General features: G+C 60.5%; 22 protein-coding genes. 12 read left to right on the top strand and 10 right to left on the bottom strand.

Going from position 1 to position 23,164, the window contains the following annotated elements; genetic code table 11:
- Positions 1 to 25: 25 nt before the first annotated feature.
- From parE to nudF, 5 genes are all read right to left on the bottom strand, one after another.
- Positions 26 to 1,936, bottom strand: coding sequence for a DNA topoisomerase IV subunit B (gene parE / locus OKC43_RS10995; RefSeq protein WP_005335894.1), 1,911 nt, complete (start codon positions 1,934 to 1,936; stop codon positions 26 to 28).
- A 132-nt stretch (positions 1,937 to 2,068) separates the two neighbouring features.
- Complete coding sequence (locus tag OKC43_RS10990; RefSeq protein ID WP_270659200.1) at positions 2,069 to 2,656, bottom strand: YqiA/YcfP family alpha/beta fold hydrolase; 588 nt, start codon at positions 2,654 to 2,656, stop codon at positions 2,069 to 2,071.
- A gap of 12 nt (positions 2,657 to 2,668) precedes the next feature.
- Positions 2,669 to 3,487 carry a 3',5'-cyclic-AMP phosphodiesterase gene (gene cpdA, locus OKC43_RS10985; RefSeq protein ID WP_041202814.1) on the bottom strand — a complete coding sequence of 273 codons (819 nt, stop codon included), beginning with the start codon at positions 3,485 to 3,487 and terminating at the stop codon, positions 2,669 to 2,671.
- Positions 3,488 to 3,509: 22 nt separating this feature from the next.
- Positions 3,510 to 3,914 (bottom strand): DUF1249 domain-containing protein, encoded by a 405-nt coding sequence (locus OKC43_RS10980; RefSeq protein ID WP_202411252.1) that lies wholly within the window; start codon positions 3,912 to 3,914, stop codon positions 3,510 to 3,512.
- 46 nt (positions 3,915 to 3,960) lie between these two features.
- Entirely contained in the window at positions 3,961 to 4,602 is a 642-nt protein-coding gene (nudF, locus tag OKC43_RS10975; protein WP_270659198.1) for an ADP-ribose diphosphatase, read from the bottom strand.
- A 304-nt stretch (positions 4,603 to 4,906) separates the two neighbouring features.
- Between nudF and tolC the strand changes: the two genes are divergently transcribed.
- Positions 4,907 to 6,229 (top strand): outer membrane channel protein TolC, encoded by a 1,323-nt coding sequence (tolC, locus tag OKC43_RS10970; protein ID WP_270659196.1) that lies wholly within the window; start codon positions 4,907 to 4,909, stop codon positions 6,227 to 6,229.
- A 116-nt stretch (positions 6,230 to 6,345) separates the two neighbouring features.
- Here the strand turns inward: tolC and hldE are convergent, their stop codons facing one another.
- The gene (gene hldE, locus OKC43_RS10965; protein WP_005335903.1) at positions 6,346 to 7,773 is read right to left on the bottom strand and encodes a bifunctional D-glycero-beta-D-manno-heptose-7-phosphate kinase/D-glycero-beta-D-manno-heptose 1-phosphate adenylyltransferase HldE; all 1,428 of its coding nucleotides are present in this window, start codon (positions 7,771 to 7,773) and stop codon (positions 6,346 to 6,348) included.
- A 204-nt stretch (positions 7,774 to 7,977) separates the two neighbouring features.
- Between hldE and lpxL the strand changes: the two genes are divergently transcribed.
- The 7 genes from lpxL (at position 7,978) to OKC43_RS10930 (ending at position 16,161) form a co-directional block, all read left to right on the top strand.
- Positions 7,978 to 8,901: an LpxL/LpxP family Kdo(2)-lipid IV(A) lauroyl/palmitoleoyl acyltransferase gene (gene lpxL, locus OKC43_RS10960; protein WP_270659191.1), complete on the top strand. Its 924-nt coding sequence runs from the start codon at positions 7,978 to 7,980 to the stop codon at positions 8,899 to 8,901.
- Between the two features lie 625 nt (positions 8,902 to 9,526).
- Positions 9,527 to 11,449 carry a PTS mannitol transporter subunit IICBA gene (locus OKC43_RS10955; RefSeq protein ID WP_236272708.1) on the top strand — a complete coding sequence of 641 codons (1,923 nt, stop codon included), beginning with the start codon at positions 9,527 to 9,529 and terminating at the stop codon, positions 11,447 to 11,449.
- 37 nt (positions 11,450 to 11,486) lie between these two features.
- On the top strand, positions 11,487 to 12,632 hold the full coding sequence (locus OKC43_RS10950) for a mannitol-1-phosphate 5-dehydrogenase (RefSeq protein WP_236272706.1): 1,146 nt from the start codon (positions 11,487 to 11,489) through the stop codon (positions 12,630 to 12,632).
- A 133-nt stretch (positions 12,633 to 12,765) separates the two neighbouring features.
- Positions 12,766 to 13,287, top strand: coding sequence for an MltR family transcriptional regulator (locus OKC43_RS10945; RefSeq protein WP_005335907.1), 522 nt, complete (start codon positions 12,766 to 12,768; stop codon positions 13,285 to 13,287).
- Between the two features lie 190 nt (positions 13,288 to 13,477).
- Positions 13,478 to 15,265: a cation:proton antiporter gene (locus OKC43_RS10940; RefSeq protein ID WP_236272704.1), complete on the top strand. Its 1,788-nt coding sequence runs from the start codon at positions 13,478 to 13,480 to the stop codon at positions 15,263 to 15,265.
- On the top strand, positions 15,262 to 15,834 hold the full coding sequence (locus tag OKC43_RS10935; protein ID WP_236272702.1) for a DNA-J related domain-containing protein: 573 nt from the start codon (positions 15,262 to 15,264) through the stop codon (positions 15,832 to 15,834). Before OKC43_RS10940 ends, OKC43_RS10935 begins: the two co-directional genes overlap by 4 nt.
- Positions 15,835 to 15,912: 78 nt before the next feature.
- Entirely contained in the window at positions 15,913 to 16,161 is a 249-nt protein-coding gene (locus OKC43_RS10930) for a hypothetical protein (protein WP_069526933.1), read from the top strand.
- Between the two features lie 61 nt (positions 16,162 to 16,222).
- Here the strand turns inward: OKC43_RS10930 and OKC43_RS10925 are convergent, their stop codons facing one another.
- The gene (locus tag OKC43_RS10925; protein ID WP_005335914.1) at positions 16,223 to 16,735 is read right to left on the bottom strand and encodes a mechanosensitive ion channel domain-containing protein; all 513 of its coding nucleotides are present in this window, start codon (positions 16,733 to 16,735) and stop codon (positions 16,223 to 16,225) included.
- A gap of 13 nt (positions 16,736 to 16,748) precedes the next feature.
- The gene (gene zntB, locus OKC43_RS10920) at positions 16,749 to 17,714 is read right to left on the bottom strand and encodes a zinc transporter ZntB (protein WP_162517595.1); all 966 of its coding nucleotides are present in this window, start codon (positions 17,712 to 17,714) and stop codon (positions 16,749 to 16,751) included.
- Between the two features lie 139 nt (positions 17,715 to 17,853).
- On the opposite strand from zntB, the gene OKC43_RS10915 reads away from it, so the two are divergent.
- Together OKC43_RS10915 and OKC43_RS10910 are read left to right on the top strand one after the other, a co-directional pair.
- Entirely contained in the window at positions 17,854 to 18,303 is a 450-nt protein-coding gene (locus tag OKC43_RS10915; protein WP_236272701.1) for a YaiI/YqxD family protein, read from the top strand.
- Positions 18,304 to 18,428: 125 nt separating this feature from the next.
- Positions 18,429 to 18,929, top strand: a complete 501-nt coding sequence (locus tag OKC43_RS10910; RefSeq protein WP_201953541.1) for a metal-dependent hydrolase — start codon at positions 18,429 to 18,431, stop codon at positions 18,927 to 18,929.
- A 64-nt stretch (positions 18,930 to 18,993) separates the two neighbouring features.
- On the opposite strand, the gene OKC43_RS10905 is transcribed toward OKC43_RS10910, so the two are convergent.
- Complete coding sequence (locus OKC43_RS10905) at positions 18,994 to 20,199, bottom strand: NupC/NupG family nucleoside CNT transporter (RefSeq protein WP_005363118.1); 1,206 nt, start codon at positions 20,197 to 20,199, stop codon at positions 18,994 to 18,996.
- Between the two features lie 543 nt (positions 20,200 to 20,742).
- On the opposite strand from OKC43_RS10905, the gene dbpA reads away from it, so the two are divergent.
- Both dbpA and OKC43_RS10895 read left to right on the top strand, forming a co-directional pair.
- Positions 20,743 to 22,122 carry an ATP-dependent RNA helicase DbpA gene (gene dbpA / locus OKC43_RS10900; RefSeq protein ID WP_236272699.1) on the top strand — a complete coding sequence of 460 codons (1,380 nt, stop codon included), beginning with the start codon at positions 20,743 to 20,745 and terminating at the stop codon, positions 22,120 to 22,122.
- A gap of 89 nt (positions 22,123 to 22,211) precedes the next feature.
- The gene (locus OKC43_RS10895; protein WP_193861052.1) at positions 22,212 to 22,502 is read left to right on the top strand and encodes a YkgJ family cysteine cluster protein; all 291 of its coding nucleotides are present in this window, start codon (positions 22,212 to 22,214) and stop codon (positions 22,500 to 22,502) included.
- Positions 22,503 to 22,528: 26 nt separating this feature from the next.
- On the opposite strand, the gene OKC43_RS10890 is transcribed toward OKC43_RS10895, so the two are convergent.
- Positions 22,529 to 22,936 carry a hypothetical protein gene (locus OKC43_RS10890; protein ID WP_005335923.1) on the bottom strand — a complete coding sequence of 136 codons (408 nt, stop codon included), beginning with the start codon at positions 22,934 to 22,936 and terminating at the stop codon, positions 22,529 to 22,531.
- Positions 22,937 to 23,164: the final 228 nt, after the last annotated feature.

Below are 23,164 nucleotides of genomic sequence, written 5' to 3'. Positions count from 1 at the left end.
GGCCCCGACAGGGCCGGCCGACGGCTTAGATGATGGCGAGGTTGCCCTTCTCTTCAAGCCACTCACGGCGATCGCTCGCCCGCTTCTTGGCCAGCAGCATGTCCATCAGCTGCAGGGTCTCGTCAGCCGCATCCCCTTCGCTCTCTCCTGCCGGTTCCATGGTGAGCTGCACCAGACGGCGGGTGTTGGGATCCATGGTGGTTTCCCGCAGCTGTTTCGGGTTCATCTCACCCAGACCCTTGAATCGGGTCACCATCACCTTGCCCTTTTTCTTCTCGGCTTCGACCCGTTGCAGCACGCCGTTCTTCTCGTCCTCGTCGAGGGCGTAGTAGACCTCTTTACCGATATCGATCCGGTAAAGCGGCGGCATGGCGACATAGACGTGGCCCTTCTCCACCAGCGTGCGGAAGTGCTTCACAAACAGGGCGCAGAGCAGAGTGGCGATGTGCAGACCGTCCGAGTCCGCATCCGCGAGGATGCACACCTTGCCGTAGCGCAGGCCGCTGAGATCCTCGGAGTCGGGGTCGAGCCCGATAGCGACCGAGATATCGTGAACTTCTTGCGAGGCGAGCACCTGACCGGCCTCCACCTCCCAGGTGTTCAGGATCTTGCCGCGCAGCGGCATGATGGCCTGAAACTCGCGATCCCGCGCCTGCTTGGCACTGCCGCCCGCAGAGTCACCCTCCACCAGGAACAATTCGCCCTGCATGGGGTCGGCGCAGTTACAGTCGGTCAGCTTGCCGGGCAGCGCCGGGCCCTGGGTAATCTTCTTGCGCACCACTGTCTTGGCGGCACGCATCCGGCGCTGGGCGCTGGAGATACAGATCTCGGCGATCTGCTCCGCCAGCTCGGTGTTGCTGTTCAGGTAGAGGCTGAAGGCATCCTTCACCACGCCGGAGACAAACGCCGAGCTCTGGCGGGAGGAGAGGCGCTCCTTGGTCTGACCGGCGAACTGCGGATCCTGCATCTTGATGGAGAGGATGTAGGCGCAGCGATCCCAGATATCTTCCGGGGTCAGCTTGACCCCGCGCGGCAGCAGGTTGCGGAACTCGCAGAACTCGCGCATGGCGTCGAGCAGCCCCTGACGCAGACCGTTGACGTGAGTACCACCCTGCGCGGTGGGAATGAGGTTCACATAGGATTCGGCGAGGCATTCGCCCCCTTCCGGCAACCAGCAGAGCGCCCAGTCCACCGCCGACTGTTCGGAGCTGAACGAGCCGATAAAAGGCTGCTCCGGCAGGCAGGTGAACTGCTTGACCGCATCGACCAGATAATCCTTGAGGCCATCTTCGTAGCACCACTCCAGCTTGATGCCGGTGTTCTTGTCGAGGAACTTGATGGTGAGGCCAGGGCAGAGTACGGCCTTGGCTTTGAGCAGGTGCTCCAGCTTGGTGACCGAGAATTTGGGCGAATCGAAGTAGCTCGCCTGCGGCCAGAAGCGCACCCGGGTGCCGGTGTTGCGACGGCCGCAGGTGCCGGTGATGGTCAGCTCCTGTACCTTCTCGCCGCGCTCGAAGGCGATGTCATAGACCTGACCGTCGCGACGCACCGTCACCTCGACCCGATCGGAAAGGGCATTCACCACCGAAATACCCACCCCGTGCAGACCGCCGGAGAACTGGTAGTTCTTGTTGGAGAATTTGCCGCCCGCGTGCAGCTTGCAGAGGATCAGCTCCACCCCGCTGACCCCCTCTTCCGGGTGGATATCGACCGGCATGCCGCGGCCGTCGTCGATCACTTCGAGAGACTGGTCTTCATGCAGGATCACCTCCAGATTGCGGGCGTGACCTGCCAGCGCTTCATCGACGCTGTTGTCGATGACCTCCTGGCCGAGGTGATTGGGCCGGGTGGTGTCGGTATACATGCCGGGGCGGCGACGCACCGGTTCAAGGCCATTGAGGACCTCAATGGCATCCGCATTGTATTGAGTAGACATGGAGGGCCTTGCGAATTGACGTTTGGAGGGAATCTTAACTGCTAGGCGGGGGTAGAACAAACTCCCCGCACCGAAAGCTTGATCTGGAGAAGAACAAGCAGGGCGAGACCGTCCTTATTGACTCAAACCTGACTATAACCCGAGGAAACGGATGATCTGGGCGGGGTAACGCTCGAACGCGACAAAGGCGTGGTTGCCGCCACACTCCAGCGAGAGGCGGGCAAAGCGGTATTCATCCAGCGCCTTGCGATAGTCGAGCACCTCATCCCCCTGCTGTTGCAGCACCCAGAGTCGCTCCGGCGCCGCCACCGGTACCGCCAGTGCCCGCAGCTCGTCCATATGTTGAGGCAGCAGTACATACTGCTCCCCGGTATAGGGATTGGTCTGGGGGCCGAGGTAGTCACAGAGCAGCTCGTGCGGGCGCACCGCCGGATTGATCAGTGCCGCGCGGCAACCGTACTGCTCGCTCACCCGGGTCGCCATAAAGCCACCGAGGGAGCTGCCCACGGCGCCGAGTTTGAATTCACTACCATAACGACCCTGCAGATAGGCGATGGTCTGCTCGATAGCCGCCCAGGCCGCCGCTGGCGTATTGGGCTGGGCCGGAATGATCACTTCGATGTCGGGCCGGTTGGCGGCCACCCAGGCAGCCATCTGCTGGGCCTTGGCGGAACCGGGTGAGGAATTGAAACCGTGCAGATAAAGGAGAACCGACCTCATGAAATGCTCTCCTCAATAACCGGTGGCGTTGGGGTCGGGCACAAACTGCCCCACCGGCAGGCGCCACACCTCACTGGCCACCCGCCCATCCGGATAGAGGGTGAGATAGCGCCAGCCCGGTCCGGATTCATCCAGCGCGAAGCCATCAGAGAGCGGTTTGAACTGAATGCAGGTGGAGGGGCTGGCAATCAGCCGCACCCCGCGGTGCACCTCGTCAAACTCCTGATGGACGTGGCCAAACAGGATGGTCTTCTGCTGCGGATGACGAGCCAGCACGGCGAACAGGTCATCGGCATTCTTGAGATTGTGCTGATCCAGCCAGGCGCAACCCACCGGCACCGCCTGATGGTGCAGGGTGATAAGAGCGTGGCGATCAGGATATTGGCGCAGGGCGCGGTCGAGGGCGGCCAGCTGGTGATCGCCAATCATGCCGTGGGGTTTGCCGCGCACCTGGGTGTCGAGCAGGATCACCTGCCAGTGGTCGCCCACCAGCTGCTTGGATTCGCTGATCCCGGCGGCATGGAGATATTCGGTCATCAGCGGGCTGTCATCGTGATTGCCAGGCAGCCAGTAGATGGGGCGGCCAAGGGGCGCCATCATGGAGGCGAAACGCTGATAGGATTCCGGGCTGTGATCCTGCGACAGATCGCCGGTCGCCAGAATCACCTCGTAGGGGTGTTCATTGGCCTGCACCTGTTCCAGCACGGCGGCCAGACTCTCTGCGGTGCGCACAGCCAACAGCCGCCCTTCGGCACTCGCGAAGAGGTGGGTGTCGGTAATTTGCAACAGGCGCACACTGCCGTCCTGCGCCTGGGGGAGCTCTGTTTCCAAAATCACGCTTCTTTTTATTTGTTCAACTGGAGATATTGATCGGGCTGGTACCATGTCTGAGACAAAATTTTAGCCATTCGGCCAGAAACAGATTTACCTGCTCCTTTTCGTCCCGCTGGTGCATCTTTTTATTGGGATAATCATAACGTGGTTGCAAACGGGAAATCTGTTGCGCTGCACACACTTCCGCCATCCGCACATCATGATACAAACGAATCTCTATCTGAGCTTGTAAATATTCGGGCAATTCGGGGTTGTGCTGGCTCAGGATCACCTGATTGGTGAAGCGACTCTCGCCAATGATGGTGAGCTGGAACTGCAGATCGTTGCCGACCCGATAGCGGCGCTCGGCTCCCACCTCCCCATCTGGCGGCAGCAGTTTCATCAACGCCATGTAATTGACCTCGCAGGTACGCTGCAAGGACATCAGATCAGGCACATAGCGCCTGCTCTGTTGCAGGGTCAGCGCCACCTCAGCGAGCCGCCAGCCAGCGGGCACGCAGCTCGCCGTGGTTGAGGGCCAGCCACTGCAGGGCGATGACCGAGGCCGCATTGTCGATGCGTCCCTCTTTGAGCCAGGCGTAGGCCTGTTCGCGGCTCACCACGTGCACCCGGATATCCTCGCCTTCATCCGCCAGCCCGTGCAGCCCCTCGGCCTTGCTGGCATCCACCTCGCCCACAAAGACCTCGATCCGCTCGGTGCTGCCGCCCGGGCTCACCAGATAGCTGATGGCATGCTCGCAGCGGGCCACCTCGATACCGGCCTCTTCCACCGCTTCGCGACGCACCACCGCCTCGGCGGTCTCACCTTCGTCGATAATGCCGGCCACCAGCTCCAGCAGCCAGGGGGTCGGGCTGGTCTCCATGGCGCCGATGCGGAACTGCTCCACCAGCACTATCTGGTCGCGCTCCGGATCGTAGGGAAGCAGCGCGGCAGCATGGCCCCGCTCGAACAGCTCGCGCACGATGGGCTGATTCCAGCCACCAGCAAATAACCGATGCTGCAAACGATAGACATTCACCTTGAAGAAGCCGTTATATACAGCTGATTTTTCAATGATTTTCACATCATCGGCGGCGTAATGCCGATCTTGCGGCAAGGGTTGCTGCGACATCCGGGGCTCCCGTCAGCTTGACTTGTATCAGTTTGACCATAAAATCCGAGGAACATGAATGAACGTTCATTCACTCGGCGTGCCATGGTAATGAGGGGTGGATTTTAGCAGCCACAGACCATTTGGCTAGGCGCGCGGGGAGAAAACTGCGTCCGGTTCTTGACGTTCCCGTCACCGGACCTGAGACTCTTAGCATTAAATTTTGCTTATAGTAGAGTGATTAAGCTGCAATCAAGCTTGGTCGGTGACAATATTTGCCTCTCCAGCAACCAGTTTGGGTTACTACATAAGGTTAAAACGATCTATGAAAAGAACACTTTTGTCAGTCATGGTGTTGCTGGGCGTCAGTGCCGGTGCCCATGCCGAAAACCTGCTCGACATCTACCAGCAAGCCCAGATCAAAGACCCGCAGTTGCTGCAGTCCAAAGCCGTTCGCGATAAAGCCTTCGAGCAGATCAATGAATCCCGTGCAGCCCTGCTGCCCCAGATCAATCTGGGTGCTGACCTGAAGTACCTGCAAAACGAAAACGATACCCAGACCAACAACAGAGCCTCCGGTTCACTTTCACTGGATCAATCCATCTATCGTCGCAGTAACTGGGTCAATCTGGATATCTCCGAGAAGAGTGCAACCCAGAATGACGTAGCCTACAACCTCGAAATCCAGAACCTGATGGTGCGCACCGCCAAAGCCTACTTTGATGTGCTCAAGGCGATGGATACCCTGGAGTTCGTCCGTGCCAACAAGGTTGCGGTAGAACGTCAGCTGGAGCAAACCCAGCAGCGTTTCGAAGTGGGCCTGACCGCCATCACCGACGTCCATGAAGCGGAAGCCTCCCGTGACCAAGCGCTGGCTGACGAGATCAATGCCGAGAACGAGCTGGACAACAGCTATGAGACCCTGCGCGAGCTGACCGGTATCGATCACCGCAATCTGGACGTGCTGAACACCGATCGTTTCAGCCCGCAGAAGACCGCTTTCGGCTCCGACAAGTGGCTGGAGCTGGCGCTGGACAAAAACCTGCAACTGCACAGTGCCCGCATCAGTAAGGACATTGCCAAGGAGCAGATCGATCTGGCCAAAACCGGTCATGAGCCGACGCTGGATCTGGATGCCGGACTGCAGACCAGCAATACCGATTACAAGCTTGATAGCATTCAGAGCGGTGGCAATGACAATCAGGCCAATATCGGCCTGACCTTCAAGCTGCCGATTTACAGTGGTGGCGCCACCAGCTCCAAGGTGAAGCAGGCTCAGTACGACTACGTGGCGGCCAGCGAACTGCTGGAGAAGAACTTCCGCTCGGTGCAGAGCACAGTGCGCTCCTCCTACAACAACGTGAACGCCAGCATCGGCTCGGTACGTGCCTACAGCCAGTCTGTGGTTTCCGCCGACAGCGCCCTGAAGGCGACCGAAGCCGGTTACGAAGTGGGTACCCGTACCATCGTCGACGTACTGGACTCAACCAAAAAGCTATATAGCGCCAAGCAAAAGCTCTCCGAAGCCCGTTACAACTATATCCTCAATATCCTGAGCCTGAAGCAGGCTGCCGGTGTGCTGGAAGCGCAGGATCTGGTGGAAGTGAACCAGGGTCTGATGCCTGCCACGGCAAAAGCCAAAGGCTGATAGCCGCTATCGTGCATGAAAAAGGCGACCGCAAGGTCGCCTTTTTGTTATCCGTATTTCGGTCGGCTTGCAGCCGCCGATAGTGAGCCCCGCCAGATTGCGGGGCCAGCAGAACGTTAGCCGCGCTCGCGGATCGTCTTGATGATGTCGGTGGTGGAGCAGCCATCCTCGAAGTTGAGAACGCGCACCTCACCGCCATTGGCAGTCACTTCGGCGTAACCGGCGATATCTTCCGGCTTGTAGTCACCGCCCTTCACCAGCAGATCGGGCAGGATCTCGGCGATCAGGCGCTGCGGGGTATCTTCACCAAACGGCACTACCCAGTCCACCGCGCCCAGCGCAGCCAGCACCGCCATGCGGCGCTCGGTCGGGTTGACCGGACGACCCGGCCCTTTCAGACGGCGAACCGACTCGTCGGTATTGACCGCCACGATCAGACGATCCCCCAGCTTGCCGGCGTTGGCCAGATAGGAGACGTGACCGGCATGCAGGATGTCGAAGCAACCGTTGGTCATCACCACCTTCTCGCCACGCAGACGGGCGGCACGAACCGCCACTTTCAGCTGGGCTTCAGACATGACGCCGAAGCCGGTCTCCTGCTCGGTATAGAGGGCGTTGGCCAGCTCGACCGGACTCACGGTAGAGGTACCCAGCTTGCCGACCACGATACCGGCAGCGGTATTGGCCAGTGCGCAGGCTTCGTCCAGGCTCTTGCCTGCCGCCAGCGAGGTGGCCAGAGTGGAGATGACGGTATCACCGGCACCGGTCACATCATAAACCTCGTGGGCCTGAGCCGGCAGATGCAGCTCCGGCTGACCTTCGCGGATCAGGGTCATGCCGTTCTCGGAACGGGTGACCAGCAGGGCATCCAGCTCGAAACGCTTGACCAGATCCAGCCCCTTGGCGACCAGCTCCTCTTCGCTCTTCACCTTGCCTACCACAGCCTCGAACTCGGACATGTTGGGGGTCAGCAGAGTGGCACCGCGATACTTCTCGAAGTCGGTCCCCTTGGGGTCGACCAGCACCGGAATACCCGCGGCTCGGGCGCGCTGGATCATGCCGGGCACGTCGTTGAGAGCCCCCTTGCCGTAGTCGGAGAGGATCATCACGTCGCTATTAGGCAGCGCCTGCTCGACCTTGCTCATCAGCAGGGTGGCATCGACGGAGTGGAAGGGCTCTTCAAAGTCCAGACGCAGCAGCTGCTGGTTGCGTGACAGCACCCGCAGCTTGGTGATAGTCGGGAAGTCGGCCAGACGAACGAAATCACAGGCAACCTTGACGCCAGCCATCTGGCCAGCCAAAGCATCGGCAGCCTCGTCCTGACCGGTCAGGCCAAGCAGCACAGCGTGAGCGCCAAGGGCGGCGGAGTTGAGGGCCACGTTGGCCGCGCCACCGGGACGCTCCTCAATGTGTTCAACCTTGACCACGGGCACCGGCGCCTCGGGGGAGATCCGACCGGTAGGGCCATGCCAGTAACGGTCCAACATGACATCGCCAACGACCAGAACGCGGGCTTTTTCAAAATCGGGCAGGGTGATCTTCATCTGTATCGACTCTCAAAACCTGAAAAATCAGCGGGCGATTTTATCACACTCTTTTATCCGGTGTAGAAAAAGCCGACCGCGGTTGCCGCCGCTGTCACGCTAACCGGACGCAGGCTACCCCTCTGACCAGCACACAGCCATTCGCCCCCGCCCCCCCTTTTCGGCTAGAATCCCCCGATTGTGTTTGCGAACAAGAGATTAGCCATGGCCCACGACAACGCTCCTCGCCTGGAGCCCCGCCTGTTTCATCCCCGTTACTGGGCCAGCTGGTTCGGCCTCGGCCTGCTCTGGCTGCTGACCCTGCTGCCGTGGCGCAGCCAGATGTGGCTGGGTCGTCAGCTCGGTCAGCTTGCCGCCAAAGTGCTCAAGTCACGGGTGAAGATTGCCCGTCGCAATCTGGAGCTGGCGATGCCGGAGCTGACTCTGGCCGAGCGCGAGAAGCTGCTCAAGCAAAACTTCGAGAGCGTGGGCTGCGCCGTATTCGAGGTGGGTATCGCCTGGTTCTGGCCGGACTGGCGGATGCGCAACCTGATGAAGGTGGAAGGGGAAGAGCATGTCATTGCCGCCATGGAAAAAGGTCAGGGCATGCTGCTGCTCTCCTGCCACTTCCTGACGCTGGAACTCAACGCCCGCTGTTTCGGTCTGGTACGGCCAGGGGTCGGCGTCTATCGCCCCAACACCAACCCGGTGCTGGAGTATGCCCAGTATCACGGTCGCTGCGCCTCCAACAAATATCTGGTAGACCGGATGGACGTGAAGGGGATGATCAAGGCGCTGCGCAACGGTGACGCCCTCTGGTACGCGCCGGATCACGACTATGGCTCCCACGCCAGCGTGTTCGTGCCCTACTTCGCGGTGGAGCAGGCGGCCACCATCACCGGCACCGCCACTCTGGCGCGGGTGAAGAACACCGTCACCCTGCCCTGCTACAACATCCGCACCAGCGAGGGTTACACCCTCCATATCGGGGCGCCCCTCGCCGACTACCCGAGTGGGGATGACATGGTCGATGCGGCTCGCGCCAACCGCGAGATTGAAGCCGCGGTGCGCAAGGCGCCGGAGCAGTACATGTGGCTCCATCGCCGCTTCAAGACCCGCCCCTCCCCCGAGGATGCAAGCTTCTACTAAGCCGCAGCCCCGACAGGGCTCAGATCGCAAAAACCGACAAACCGCCTGCTGGCGGTTTGTTTTTATCTGCAATCTGGCCTGCGCGGAAAACAAGCGCCCCGAACACTGCCGCTCGATAGCATCCTGCATGTTGGCGCCCATTCCCATCAATCAGCCGCAAAAGAGCCCTCATCACCAACCGTAAAAACTGAAAGCGGGTTACAAATTTATTGATTCATTGATAATCAATGGAGTGTTGCGATAGATCCATCGTCAATACCCGCTGATGAGTAATTGAGTGATTTGTCCCATTCGAATACAAAAACTAAATTTGTGATGCTAATCACTTTTTCGCGAAGGAGCGGCAAAGCTGAACTGGTGATCTAAATCACAAAAAATGGTCATTCAAAACAGAAAAGATCGAAATGTAGTCGAATTACAGCTCTCGAACGTGATCAGGATCACTGGTTTGGGAGGGGGTATCGCTGGGTATCTGAGAGCTGGATCACAAGACACCCCGTTTTCAGCCTAATTTGATATCAAGCTGGTAGATTGAAGTTGCTTAGACGACCGGGATGGAGGTTCGGCAAAACCGGCCATCCCGACTACCACTTTTAATCAAACAGGCTTAAAACGGGGTCCCGACATGTTATCACCGGATACCAAAGTCAAGATACAGAATTTTGGACGCTTCCTGTCCAATATGGTCATGCCCAACATAGGCGCCTTTATCGCCTGGGGCTTTATTACCGCCCTCTTCATCCCCACCGGCTGGCTGCCCAATGAAACCTTGGCCAAGCTGGTCGGCCCCATGATCACCTACCTGCTGCCGCTGCTGATTGGCTACACCGGCGGCAAACTGATGGGCGGTGAGCGCGGCGGCGTGGTCGGTGCCATCACCACCATGGGTGTCATCGTGGGAACCGATATCCCCATGTTCATGGGTGCCATGATGGTCGGCCCGCTCGGTGGCTGGGCCATCAAGCGCTTCGACAAGGCGATGGACGGTCGCGTCAAGAGCGGCTTCGAGATGCTGGTCAACAACTTCTCCGCTGGCCTTATCGGCATGCTGCTGGCCATCCTTGCCTTCTTCGTGATTGGCCCCTTCGTCAAGGTGCTCTCCGGCCTGCTGGCCGGTGGCGTCGGCTTCCTGGTGGAAAACCACATGCTGCCGCTCACCTCCATCTTCGTCGAACCGGCCAAGATCCTGTTCCTCAACAACGCCATCAACCACGGCATCTTCTCGCCGCTGGGGATTCAGCAGGCGACCGAGCACGGCAGCTCCATCTTCTTCCTGATTGAAGCGAACCCGGGCCCGGGCATGGGTGTGCTGCTGGCCTACATGGTGTTCGGTCGTGGTGCGGCCAAGCAGTCCGCGGCTGGCGCCTCCATCATTCACTTCTTCGGCGGCATCCACGAGATCTACTTCCCGTACGTGCTGATGAATCCGCGCCTCATTCTGGCGGTGATCGCCGGTGGCATGACCGGGGTCTTTACCCTGACCCTGTTCAACGCTGGTCTGGTCTCCCCCGCGTCGCCGGGCTCCATCTTCGCCGTGCTGTTGATGACGCCGAAAGCTTCCCTGATCGGGGTCGCCCTCTCCATCATCAGCGCCACTCTGGTCTCCTTCCTGGTCGCCGCCGTATTCGTTCGCGCCCAGCAGCCGGAAGCGGACGAGGCCGATGCCCTCGGTGAAGCCACTCGCAAGATGAAAGCCATGAAGGGAGGCAAACCCGAAACCGCATCGGCCAAGAAGCCGGGCGGCGAACTGATGGCGGTACGCAATATCGTGGTCGCCTGCGATGCGGGCATGGGCTCCAGCGCCATGGGCGCCGGCATGCTGCGCAAGCGGGTGCAGGCCGCAGGGCTCGATATCAGCGTCACCAACCGCGCCATCGATCAGCTCGATGATCAGGTGGACTGGGTCATCACTCACAAGGATCTAACCGAGCGGGCCCGTCGCCATGCGCCGAACGCTCACCATATCTCGCTCACCAACTTCCTCGACAACAGCCTCTATCAGGAGCTGGTACAGAGCCTGAGCAGCGCCGCCAACGATGATGTAGCCAACCCGCAACTGTTGGTGGCCGCCAACGACGACAGCTACGAACCGCAAGCGGCCGAGGTCTTTACCCTGAGCCGTCATGACGTGCATCTGGGACTGAAAGCGGACAACAAGGAGGCCGCCATCCTGACCGCAGGCCGACTGCTGGCCGAGCGCGGCTACGTGGCGCCCGACTACGTCAACGCCATGCTGGAGCGGGAACAGCTGGTCTCCACCTACCTCGGCGAGTCCATCGCCGTGCCGCACGGCACCATCGCCGCCAAGGAGTTTGTGAAGCGTACCGGCATCGTCATCTGCCAGTACCCGGCCGGGGTCGCCTTTGGCGAGGCTGCCGATGAGGTAGCACGGCTGGTGATCGGTATCGCCGCCCGCAACGACGAACATATGCAGGTGATAACCCGCCTGACCAATGCACTGGATGAACCCGGTCTCATCGACCGGCTGGCCAGCACCACGGATCCCCAGGCCTTCCTGGATCTGCTGGGTGCCGAACAGGCTGCGTAATCATCTTTCATCGTCTTTGGTTCAAGAGGTTAATATCATGAAAACATTGCATTTTGGTGCTGGTAACATCGGTCGCGGTTTTATCGGCAAAGTGCTGGCGGATGCCAGCCATCAGGTCACCTTCGCCGACGTCAACGACACCCTGATCGACCAGCTCAACCACCGTCAGGAGTACAAGGTCCATGTGGTGGGTGCGGATCAGAAGCTGGACGTGGTGCGCAACGTGGCGGCGGTCAGTTCCGCCGGTCACGAGGTGATCGCCCGTATCATCACCGCCGATCTGGTCACCACGGCAGTGGGCCCCAACATTCTGGACAAGATTGCCAGCACTCTGGCCAAGGGGCTGCAAGCCCGCTTCGATGCCGGCAACTTGACTCCGCTCAACGTCATCGCCTGTGAAAACATGGTGCGCGGCACCAGCCACCTCAAGCGGGAGGTACTCAAGTACCTGCCGGTCGCGTATCATGCCACGCTCGAATCCTATATCGGCTTCGTCGACTCGGCGGTGGATCGCATCGTGCCGCCCGCCGCGGCTGCCAACGATGATCCGCTGGAAGTGACGGTCGAGAGCTTCAGCGAGTGGATCGTCGACCAGACCCAGTTCAAGGGAGAGCTGCCACAGGTGGCGGGCATGGAACCCACCGACAACCTGATGGCCTTCGTCGAGCGCAAGCTGTTCACCCTCAACACCGGCCACATCGTCACCGCCTATCTCGGCAAACTGCGGGGCTACCGCACAGTGCGCGAGGCGATCGAAGATCCGGTGATCCGCAGCAAGGTGCGCCGCGCCATGGAGGAGAGCGGTGCCGTACTGGTGAAACGCTACGGCTTCGACCCGCGTCTGCACGCCGCCTACATCGAGAAGATCCTGGCCCGCTTCGCCAACCCCTATCTGGTGGACGAGATTGACCGGGTCGGTCGTCAGCCGCTGCGCAAGCTGGCGGCGGGGGATCGACTGGTGAAACCGCTGCTCGGCACCCTGGAGTACGGCCTGCCGAGCGATCAGTTGCAGGAGGGGATCGCCGCGGCGCTCCATTATCGCAATGCCGATGATCCGCAGGCAGTCGAGCTGCAACAGCTGCTGGCGGAGCTGGGCCCGGCCAAAGCGCTGGCCCGCGTCACCGGACTGGATGAAGAGAGCGAAGTGGTTCGCGCCATCGTCGCCCGTTACGAAACCCTGTAATAACCCTGCTTGCGGCGCATTCAGCCACCACTGATAGCGCGCCAAGCGCTTGAATGGCAAGGGAATGTGCCCCATATGATAAAAACCGGGAGAGAGGCCCACTCTCTCCCTGTCAGCTGGACCCAATGCACTTATGACCACACACCAGGAAGATGAAGTACTGGAACGACTGAACGAGCAGGATGGCCCCCGCGGCTTCTTTCTCGAAGCCGTGACCATCCTGGAAGAGGCGGTCGACTCCCTGATGCGACGCGCGTTCCGTCAGGAGGAGTATGCCGTCAAATACGCCATCGAACCCCTGCTCAACCAGAGCGGCCCCCTCGGCCAGCTGGAGGTGCGCCTCAAGCTCATCTTCGCCCTCGGCCTCATCTCCCTCGAGCGCTATCAGGATATCGAAGCCTATATCAAGATCCGCGACTTTCTGGTGCGCGACCCCAAGGATTACCGCTTCAGCGACAAGCCGATCCGCGATCTGCTCGACCGCCTGCACGGGGTCAATCAGGGCGGCATGATGAAGCTGGAGCCCCCCGCCAGCGAAGAGGATTGGGCCTTCTACCAGATGCAGCTCAACCGGCTCGATCAGATGGTGCGCTCCGCACTGGTACTGGCGCTGGCCGACTGTGTCGGCGAGCTCCACAAGGAGAGCCCCATCTAATCCGGCCCCAAGGCCACACCATCACCACGGTTGGCGTCTGGCTGGCGCCCTTCACATCACCGCCAGCCACCATGACGCCGACTGTCGCACATCTCCCCATCCCGGCCATGACGCCCGCACCTTCGGGTGTCAATCTGACCAACTTAGCCACTACACTAGCTCCATACTCACTGCCTGAATCGAGGTCTGCATGATTGCCCTCTCTCTGGCCGGGATCGCCCTGGTCTCCGTGCTGGCCCAATGGCTTGCCTGGTCGCTGCGGGTACCCGCCATCCTGTTTCTGCTGCTCACCGGCCTGACTCTGGGCCCGGTCAGCGGCCTGCTCGACCCCGATGCCCTGCTCGGGGATCTGCTGTTTCCGCTGGTCTCCCTGTCGGTGGCCATCATCCTGTTCGAGGGGGCACTGACCCTCCATCTGGCCGAGCTCAAGGGGATCGGCAAGGTGGTGCGCAATCTCTGCTCCACCGGCATGCTGGTCAGTTTCGCCGTCATCGGCAGCGCCGGTTACTTCCTGCTGGGGCTGGACTGGCGGGTTGCCACCATGCTCGGCGCTGTGCTGGTGGTAACGGGCCCGACGGTGATCGCCCCCATGCTCAACGTGATCCGCCCCACCCGGGAGGTGGACCGCATCCTGCGCTGGGAGGGGATCGTCATCGACCCCATCGGCGCCCTGTTTGCGGTGCTGGTGTTCGAGGCGGTGCGCCTCGGCAGTCAGGGGGATCTCATCAGCCATACCCTGCTGGCGCTGGGCAAGACAGTGCTGGTCGGTTCCCTGATCGGGGTGGTGGCAGGCTGGCTCACCACCCTGCTCATTCGCAAGGACTGGCTACCGGTCAGCCTGCACAAATTCGGCGTGCTGGCGCTGGTGCTGGTCACCTTCAGCCTCTCCAACTGGCTGAGCCACGAATCGGGCCTGCTGGCGGTGACCGTGTTCGGCATCTGGCTCGCCAATCAGGAGGGGCTGGATCTGGAGGAGGTGCTGGCGTTCAAGGAGGATCTCGCGGTCATCCTTATATCCAGCCTGTTTATCCTGCTGGCGGCCCGCCTCGATCTGGCACAGCTCTGGCAGCTCGGCCCCATGGTGCTGGCGCTGCTGTGCGTGGTGCAGTTTGTGGCGCGCCCGCTCTGTATTCTGGTCTCGACCTGGGGCTCGGATCTCTCCTGGCGAGCTCGCGCCCTGCTGAGCTGGATCGCCCCGCGCGGCATAGTCGCGGCGGCAGTCAGCGCCTCGTTCGCCATCAGCCTGCATCAGGCCGAGATCCCCGACGCCGACAAGCTGGTGCCGCTGGTATTTGCGGTGATCATCTCCACCGTGGTGTTGCAGAGCCTCACCTCGGCACCGCTGGCCAGCCTGCTCAAGATGCGCCAGAGCGCCCCCAACACCTGGCTCATCATAGGGGCCAACTCGGTGGCGCGGGCCATAGGCCGGGCGCTGGCGGATCAGGGGGTGCCGGTACAGCTCTGCGATCCCGCCTGGGAGTTCTGCAAACAGGCGCGGATGAGCAACCTCCCCTGCTATTTCGGCAACCCCCAGTCGGAACATGCCGAGCTGCACCTGCCGCTTACCAGCATCAGTACCGTGCTGGCACTCTCCCCCAACCGCCACAACAACGCCCTCGGGGTGCTGTACTTCGCCCACCTCTACGGCGAGGAGCAGGTCTACTCCCTGCGCTCCAGCGAGCAGCACGGCAAGGCCAACCGGGAGAGCGCCACCTTTCGCGCTCGCCAGAACCTGTTCGGCCCCGACATCAACTATGCCAAGCTGAGCGGCCTGCTGAGCCGGGATGGCCAGATCAAGGCGACCCGCCTGAGCGAGGCGTTCGACTGGGCCCAGTATCAGACCGCCAATCCCGGCGCCATCCCGCTCTTCATCATGGATGGCAAGGGCAAGCCCCAGATCGTCACCGGCCCCGTCACCCCGCAGGCGGGTGAGCTGCTGATCGCCCTGCAACCGCCCAGAGAGCAGGGTGCCGAATGAGCGAAGCCAGCCACAATCCGCTGGTCGCCCCTCTGCTGGTGCTGCTGCAACAGGCGGCGGGCAGTTACAAGGTGCATGAGCTGATGGCCGCTCTGCGCCAGCAGGGAGCAATCCCCCGACTGGCTGACGATGAGCAGCTGCAGCTGTTTCGGGTCAACTTCCTGATCATGAACGCCCTCTACCAGTTGCAGGCCGAGCTTTATGAAGAGGGTTGGTGGCTGGTGATCAGCACCCTGGATATCCGGCTCGAACCGCTGGCCGGGAACCAGGAGGCCAACCACGGCTTTGCCCTTGGCGAAAATCTGCGTAGCTACTATCTCGACTGGCAGGTGTTCTGGCAGACCGACCGTGCCGAAGTGGAGGCCCTGCTCAACCGCTTCTGGCGCGCTTATGACGGTGAGGGACACAAAGCTGAGGCGCTGGCCCTGTTCGAGTTGAATGAAGGGGCGAGTCAGGAGGCGATCCGCCGCCGCTGGCGGGAGCTGGCACTGCAGCACCATCCGGATCGGGGCGGCAACGCCGAGACCTTTATCCGCATCCGCTGGGCATGGGAGGTTCTGCGGGGATGATCCCGTTGCCGCACCACTGTTGCCGCACATAAAGGGCAGGCATAGACTGAAGCTGGATATTCCCCACAGGAGAGCATCATGACAGTCAGTGAACTTCGTAAGCTCTATCAGCAACAGATCCTGCACGAGGCCGAAATCCTCCACGACGTGGCCATTCCCGGCTGGCTCATCGAATTCAGAGGCAAGGATGGCGCCCTCTACGAGCTGACCGACACCCTCGGCTGCCCGGTCAGTTTCGGCACCGTCGAGCAGGCCCGCGAACATCTGCATCAGGTGGCCGACTGCCCGGTTCAGGTGGAGCACCTCTACCGCTTCTTCGAACGCTAGCGCCAACCACCGCACAGTAAAAAGGCTCCCGAGGGAGCCTTTTTGTTATTCCGGTTGCTTTCTATTCCGGTTGCAGTGGTTCCACCACCTTGCCCTCCAGCTTTCTGACCGGCTTTTGCAGGATCAGGTTGGCCGGATAGGTGACCAGATCGCCGTTGTCATCACGCACCCGCACATAGAAGAGGCCGATCTCGGTGATGACGCCGGTGACCGAATCATCTTTGTCGAGGATGCGGATCCGGTCGCCAATCTTGTAGGGGAAAGCGAAGAAGATGGTGATGCTGGCGGTGATGTTAGAGAGGATCGACCACTGGGCCACCATGGCGACCCCCAGTACCGCAAAGAAGGAGGAGGCGAGCACCACCAGTCGGGAGAAGTCGAGCCCCCATACCCCGGCCAGCACCAGCAAGGTGGCGCAACCGAGCAGGAAGTGGAACACATGGGCCACGTAGAGCACCCGGTTCTCGCTCACCTGCCTGCTCTGACCGAGCGCCAGCAGGCTCTTGTGAATCAGCCGCCGGATCAGGGTATGACCCAGCAACAGCAGCAGGGTCAGGCCAATTGATTGCCACATGGGTTATCCCTCCTTACCACCAGCGCCGATGTTTGAGCCAGATAGCCAGCCCGCTTGCCAGCGCCACCAGCGAACCACAGAAGACCCAGAAGGCGGTCGGATTCTCGGCCCCGGGGATACCGCCGAGGTTGATGCCAAACAGGCCAGTCAGGAAACTGGCGGGCAAAAAGAGCAGCGCCATCACCGACATCTGGTAGGCGCGGCGGTTGGTCGCCTCCGCCATCAGATTGTTGATCTCGTCTGCCAGCACGGCGGTGCGTGCCACTCCGGCATCGAGGTCATCGAGCCAGCGCCGCAGCCGATCGGCGATATCGAGCAGACGACGGCGGTCATCCTCATCCAGCCAGCTGATCTTCTCGTTGGCCAGCCGCGCCACCAGATCCCGCTGGGGGGAGAGGTAGCGGCGGATCATGATGAGCTGCTTGCGGATCAGCGCCAGTCGGCCATTAGCGGGCATGTCGCGCATCAGCACCATCTCCTCCAGATCGAGGATCTTGTCGTGCAGCTCCTCGACAAACTCCCCCGCCCGGTCGGTCAGGGCATCGCAGATCTCCACCAGCCAGTCGGCCGGGGTATCGGCGCCGCCCCCCAGCTTGAGCTGGTTGAAGACATCCTGTTCGGAGAGCAGCGGACGACGACGGCTGCTGATGATGAGATCCGGGGTGATGAAGATGCGCAGCGCCACCATCTCTTCGGGCCTGTGATCCTTGTTGTGGTTAATGCCGCGCAGGATCAGCAGCACCGTCTCCCCCATCCGCACCAGCTTGGGACGATTGCTCTGGCCGAGCAGCGACTCCCTGGCCGCCTCGCTGAGCAAGGGGGTCTGCAACAGCCAGCGCGCCGAATCGGGATTGCCGTAATCCATATGCAGCCAGCCGGGATGTCCCGCCGGGACTTCGCTTCCCGCCGTCAGCGGCGCCATGCCACCCTTGCCATCAAGGGTCAGGGCATAAATCACTTCACCGGGCACCCGATCCATCTCGTCTCCTTCTCGTTTCATATGCTGGCCCCAGCTTACACCAAAGGCGGGGCCGACTCAGCCCCGCGCCGGGAAGGGAGGCTTGTGTTAACATGCCCGCTCTCGTTTTCCATCCGCTTTAACTACAGGAAACCATGCCATGCCCATCTGGGTTGATGCCGATGCCTGCCCCATTCCGGTCAAGGAGATCCTCTACCGCGCCGCCCACCGCGCCCAGGTCGTCACCACCATGGTGGCCAATCAGGGGTTACGGGTGCCCCCCTCGCCTTTCATCAAAACCCAGCAGGTGGAGAAGGGATTCGATGTGGCAGATCATGTCATCGCCCAGCAGGTTCAACCCGGCGATCTGGTGATCACCGGCGACATCCCTCTCGCCTCCTGGGTGATCGATGCCGGTGGCGAGGCGCTCAATCCCCGCGGCGAGATCTACACCCGCGAGACCATCAAGGCGCGGCTCGGCATGCGCAACTTTATGGAAGAGCTGCGCTCGGCTGGCGTGCAGACCGGCGGCCCGGCCCCCTTCAATGCTGCCGACAAACAGCGCTTCGCCAACGCCCTCGACAAGTGGCTGGTCAAAGGCAAGCTGTAAAGAGACCCTAAAGGCGCCCAACATGGGCGCTTTTTCGCCGTAACATCCTGATTTTTAAAATAAGAGCTGACCACAACTATCAGGCTGGTAAGATGCGCCGCCATCTTGTCCACGCCGTAATCATCATGACCGCCCAAGGGCACCTGCTCTTCTCCGTTACCTGCACCCTGATCGCCCATAAACTGCAGCTAACTCCGGCACTGGCCGATGCCAGCCTGTGGCAGACCATCCCTGCCGCGCTGTCCAGCGCCCTGTTGCCCGACCTCGACCACCCCAAATCGGTGCTGGGGCAGCGCCTGCCGTGGATCTCGAAACCTCTGTCGCGGCTGTTCGGCCATCGCGGCTTCACCCACAGTCTGCTGGCGGTCGCCGCTGCCGTCTGGGGGCTGAACCAGAGCCTGCCGCCGGACACCCTGCCCATGGGAGTCAAGGATGCACTTATCGTCGGCTACCTCAGCCATCTGCTGGGGGACTGGCTCACCCCGGCAGGCATTCCGCTCTTCTGGCCCATCAAGCGCCGTTACCGCCTGCCGGGCTGGCCGCTGCGCAGCGGCGGCGCCATCGAAACCGGCTTTTGCACCCTCACTCTGCTGGTCGCCGGCTGGTGGTGCGGCTGGCGGCTATGAGCCAGAAACAAAAAAGCCCCTGACAAAGTCAGGGGCCCAAGCAGTAGCGGATGCCACTAGAGGATCAGATCATGATGCCTGCGATAACAGCAGAGAGCAGGCTGACCAGGGTGGAACCGTAGACCAGCTTCAGACCGAAGCGGGAAACCATGTTGCCCTTCTCTTCGTTCAGCGCTTTTACCGCACCGGCGATGATGCCGATGGAGCTGAAGTTGGCGAAAGAGACCATGAAGATGGAGAGGATGCCGACGGTGCGCGGAGAGAGCTCGGCAGCCACCTTGCCCAGATCCATCATCGCCACGAACTCGTTGGTTACCAGCTTGGTCGCCATGATGGAGCCCGCTTGCAGCGCTTCACCACTCGGGATACCCAGGATCCAGGCGATCGGGTAGAAGAGGTAACCCATGACGAACTGGAAGTTCACGCCAAATGCCATCTCGAACAGGTAGTTGATGAGGGCGATCAGGGCGATAAAGCCCACCAGCATGGCACCCACGATCACGGCAACGGTGAAACCGGCCATGATGTACTCGCCCAGCATCTCGAAGAAGTTCTCTTTCTTCGGCGTGTGGTGCTCGTCACCTTCGGCAATGGCCTTGATGTCGGTCACGGAGTTATCCGGCTCGTAGGGGTTAATCAGCGAGAGCACCACGAAGGTACTGAACATGTTGAGCACCAGCGCGGCAACCACGTAGCGCGGCTCGATCAGCTGCATGTAGGCACCGACGATGGACATGGAGACGGTAGACATCGCCGTCGCCGCCAGGGTGTACATCTGCTTCTCGTTCAGGTGCGGCAGGATGTTCTTGAGGGCAATGAAGTTCTCGGACTGACCGACGATCATCGAGCTGATGGCGTTGAAAGACTCCAGCTTGCCCATGCCATTGATCTTGGCCAGCACGGTACCGATACCGCGGATCACCAGCGGCAGCAGGCGGATGTACTGCAGAATACCGATCAGCACGGAGATGAAGACGATGGGCATCAGCACCATCAGGAAGAAGGAGAAGGCCCCTTCGTTGACCAGACCACCGAACACGAAGTCGGTACCCTGTTTGGCAAACTCCATCAGCTTGGTGAAGCCGGCGGCAAAGCCCCCCACCACCGCCAGACCCACTTCGGAGTTCAGCATGAACCAGGCCAGCGCCAGTTCGACCACCAGCAGTTGGCCGATATAACGCAGCTTGATCTGTTTCCAGTTGTGGCGGTTAGCCAGCAGAGAGAGAGCGAGGACCATCACCAGTCCGAGCACAAAGTGAACGTATTCCATACCTGTAGCACCTGAGTAAATTGTAATTTTTGACCGGCGCCATCATAGACATTTGCACATTTAAAAATCAGATAGCCATCACAATCCCGCGCAATATTATGGAGGCAGGATAATACAAACGTTTTTAAATTAATTGTGCAATGAACTGATATTAATCGCGCAACATGGAAAATATAAATTCCTTTAAAAACATCATGTTGAGCAAGGTTTGCGCCGTTTTCATGTTCTTTGAAAATATTTCATCAGCATTTTCGCAACATTTCCTGTGGCGCAGTAACTGCTCGTGAAATATTTTCCAGTCATTATATTAAAATAATGAAAATAGAAAACGTTTATCCGCGATAAATAATTAGATGAGTGTTTGAAAAATAGTCCTTATTGCTATGTCGGTGATCGCCCGCGATCGATTTGGCAACAAATGAACCTTTCATGGCCCCTCGTGACCAGCCGTTCAAAAATCCGCCACATCCGGTGCCACATTCTGGTATGATGCGCGGCCTTAGCGCTCGCGCATCCCCGTTTTCTCCGAAATAGAGTCCTTTTGTGAACAACAGCGAATTTAGCAGCCTCAATCTCTCCCCCGCCCTGCAAGAGAACCTCACCAGCCTGGGTTACCTGCAGATGACCCCGATCCAGGCCCAGAGCCTGCCCCTGGTGCTCGATGGCAAAGACCTGATCGCCAAGGCAAAAACCGGCAGCGGCAAGACCGCCGCCTTCGGCCTCGGCCTGCTGGCCAAGCTCAACGTCAACCGCCTCGAAGTGCAGGCGCTGGTGCTCTGCCCGACCCGCGAACTGGCGGATCAGGTGGCCACCGAGATCCGTCGTCTGGCGCGCGCCCTGCCCAACGTCAAGCTGGTCACCCTGTGCGGCGGCACCCCGACCGCACCGCAGTCCGCCACCCTGAGCTTTGGTGCCCACATCGCCGTCGGCACCCCGGGTCGTATTCTCAAGCATCTGGAGCAAGGCACGCTGGAGCTCTCCGGCCTCAAGACGCTGGTGCTGGATGAAGCGGATCGCATGCTGGACATGGGCTTTGGCGAAGATATCAACCGGGTCATCAGCTATGCCCCCCAGCAGCGCCAGACCCTGCTCTTCTCCGCGACCTATCCGGAAGGGATCGCCCAGATGAGCCGCGGCGTGCAGCGCAATCCGGTCGAGGTGAGCGTGGAGTCCCTGCACGAGGGGAGCGCCATCGAACAGAAGCTCTATGAAGTGCCTGCCGGTCAGCGCCTCGACGCCCTCACCTGGCTGCTGAGTCACTACCAGCCAAGCTCCTGCGTGGTGTTCTGCAACACCAAGCGCGCCTGTAACGACGTGGCCGACCATCTGGCCGCCAAGGGCTTCTCGGCGCTGGCGCTGAATGGCGATCTGGAACAGCGCGAGCGGGATCAGGTGCTGGTGCGCTTTGCCAACGGCAGCGCCACCATTCTGGTGGCCACCGACGTGGCGGCCCGTGGTCTCGACATCAAGGAGCTGGGCGCCGTCATCAACTACGAGCTGACCTATGATCCGGAAGTGCACGTGCACCGCATCGGTCGTACCGGTCGTGCCGGCCAACAGGGTCTGGCCCTGAGTCTCTATCAGCCGAACGAGGCCCAGCGCGTCAACTTTATCGAAGAGTACCAGCAGGCTCCGATGCCGCTGGGTGATCTCGACAGCATCGGCCGCGACATCAAGCCGATCGCCCCGCAGATGGTGACCCTCTCCATCGATGCAGGCCGCAAGACCAAGGTACGGGCCGGTGACATTCTGGGCGCCCTGACCGGAGAAGGCGGCATTGCCGGTGCCGATGTGGGCAAGATCCAGATCTCCGAGCAGTACTCCTACGTCGCCGTGAAGCGCAGCGTGGCGAGCACCGCCCTCAAGCGGTTGCAGGAAGGCAAGATCAAGGGTCGCAGCTACCGCGCCCGCAAACTGGGCTAAGGTTCTTTGCAAGCCGTTAGCCAAACCACAGGCGCCTGACAGGCGCCTGTTTCATATCTCCGATGCCGCCATGCGGCAAGACAGGCACCATGACCCAAGCAATCCAAACCGATGTGAGCTGCCAGAACTGCGAAGCCTGCTGCTGCCGCCTCGAAGTGATGCTCTTTACCGATACCGGCGTGCCGGACCGTTATGTACTGGAACGGGATGGCGAGATACCGGTCATGCGCCGGCTGGACGACGGCTGGTGCGCCGCCCTCGACCGCAACACCATGATGTGCCGTATCTACGAGGTGCGGCCGCTGATCTGCCGTGAATTCGAAATGGGTGAGCCCGACTGCGTTGACGAGCGGGACAAGTGGTTTATCACGCTGGATTGAGCCAAGGCCAGTCAGGATACGGGTGGTCAAGCGCTCGCAGGTTCACAGGGAGCGGTGTTGAGCTGCTCCCCCAGCCACTGGATGGCCGCAGCCTCCTGCTCAAAGTAACGTACCGCCCGAAAGGGCAATCCCTTGAAGATGTTATCCGCCAGATAGCGCTTGAAGCCCCCCACGAAGACCACCGCCAGAAACTGACAGCCACTCTCGGCACACCAGCCAAACTGGCGACGAAAACGGGCCAGCACCTCGGGCCCGGCCGCTTCAAACTCGGTCGCGACCTCGACAATCCCCCAGGGGCCATCCATCAATCCGGCCAGTTCGTGACGAAAACGCGCCTCATAGGCCATGGCACCAGCCAGATTGAAAGGGCCACTCGGGCGGCAGATCAGCATCTGGCCCCTGCGCTCCATGTCAAATTGCCCATGTGGCTGCATGACTGCTCCCATTCCGTTATCACCACCATCGCCTGCAAATTGTTACCACAAGGTAATAATTTATAAGGAAAAGTCCAGCAGCAAACAGGCTTTTCCCAAAGCGTGCTCATCCTATCCAGCAAACCGTCGGCACCTTATGTTACCGGCATCCCGCACTGAATCGATCTCGAGATGTGTGATTGCAGTTAACGAAACGTTACTGCTATTATCCGCGCCGCCACAAACATT

The organism is Aeromonas sp. Y289-2, assembly GCF_027705925.1.
Classification (GTDB): Bacteria; Pseudomonadota; Gammaproteobacteria; order Enterobacterales; family Aeromonadaceae; genus Aeromonas; species Aeromonas veronii.
This window is presented reverse-complemented; position numbering and strand designations above follow the sequence as displayed.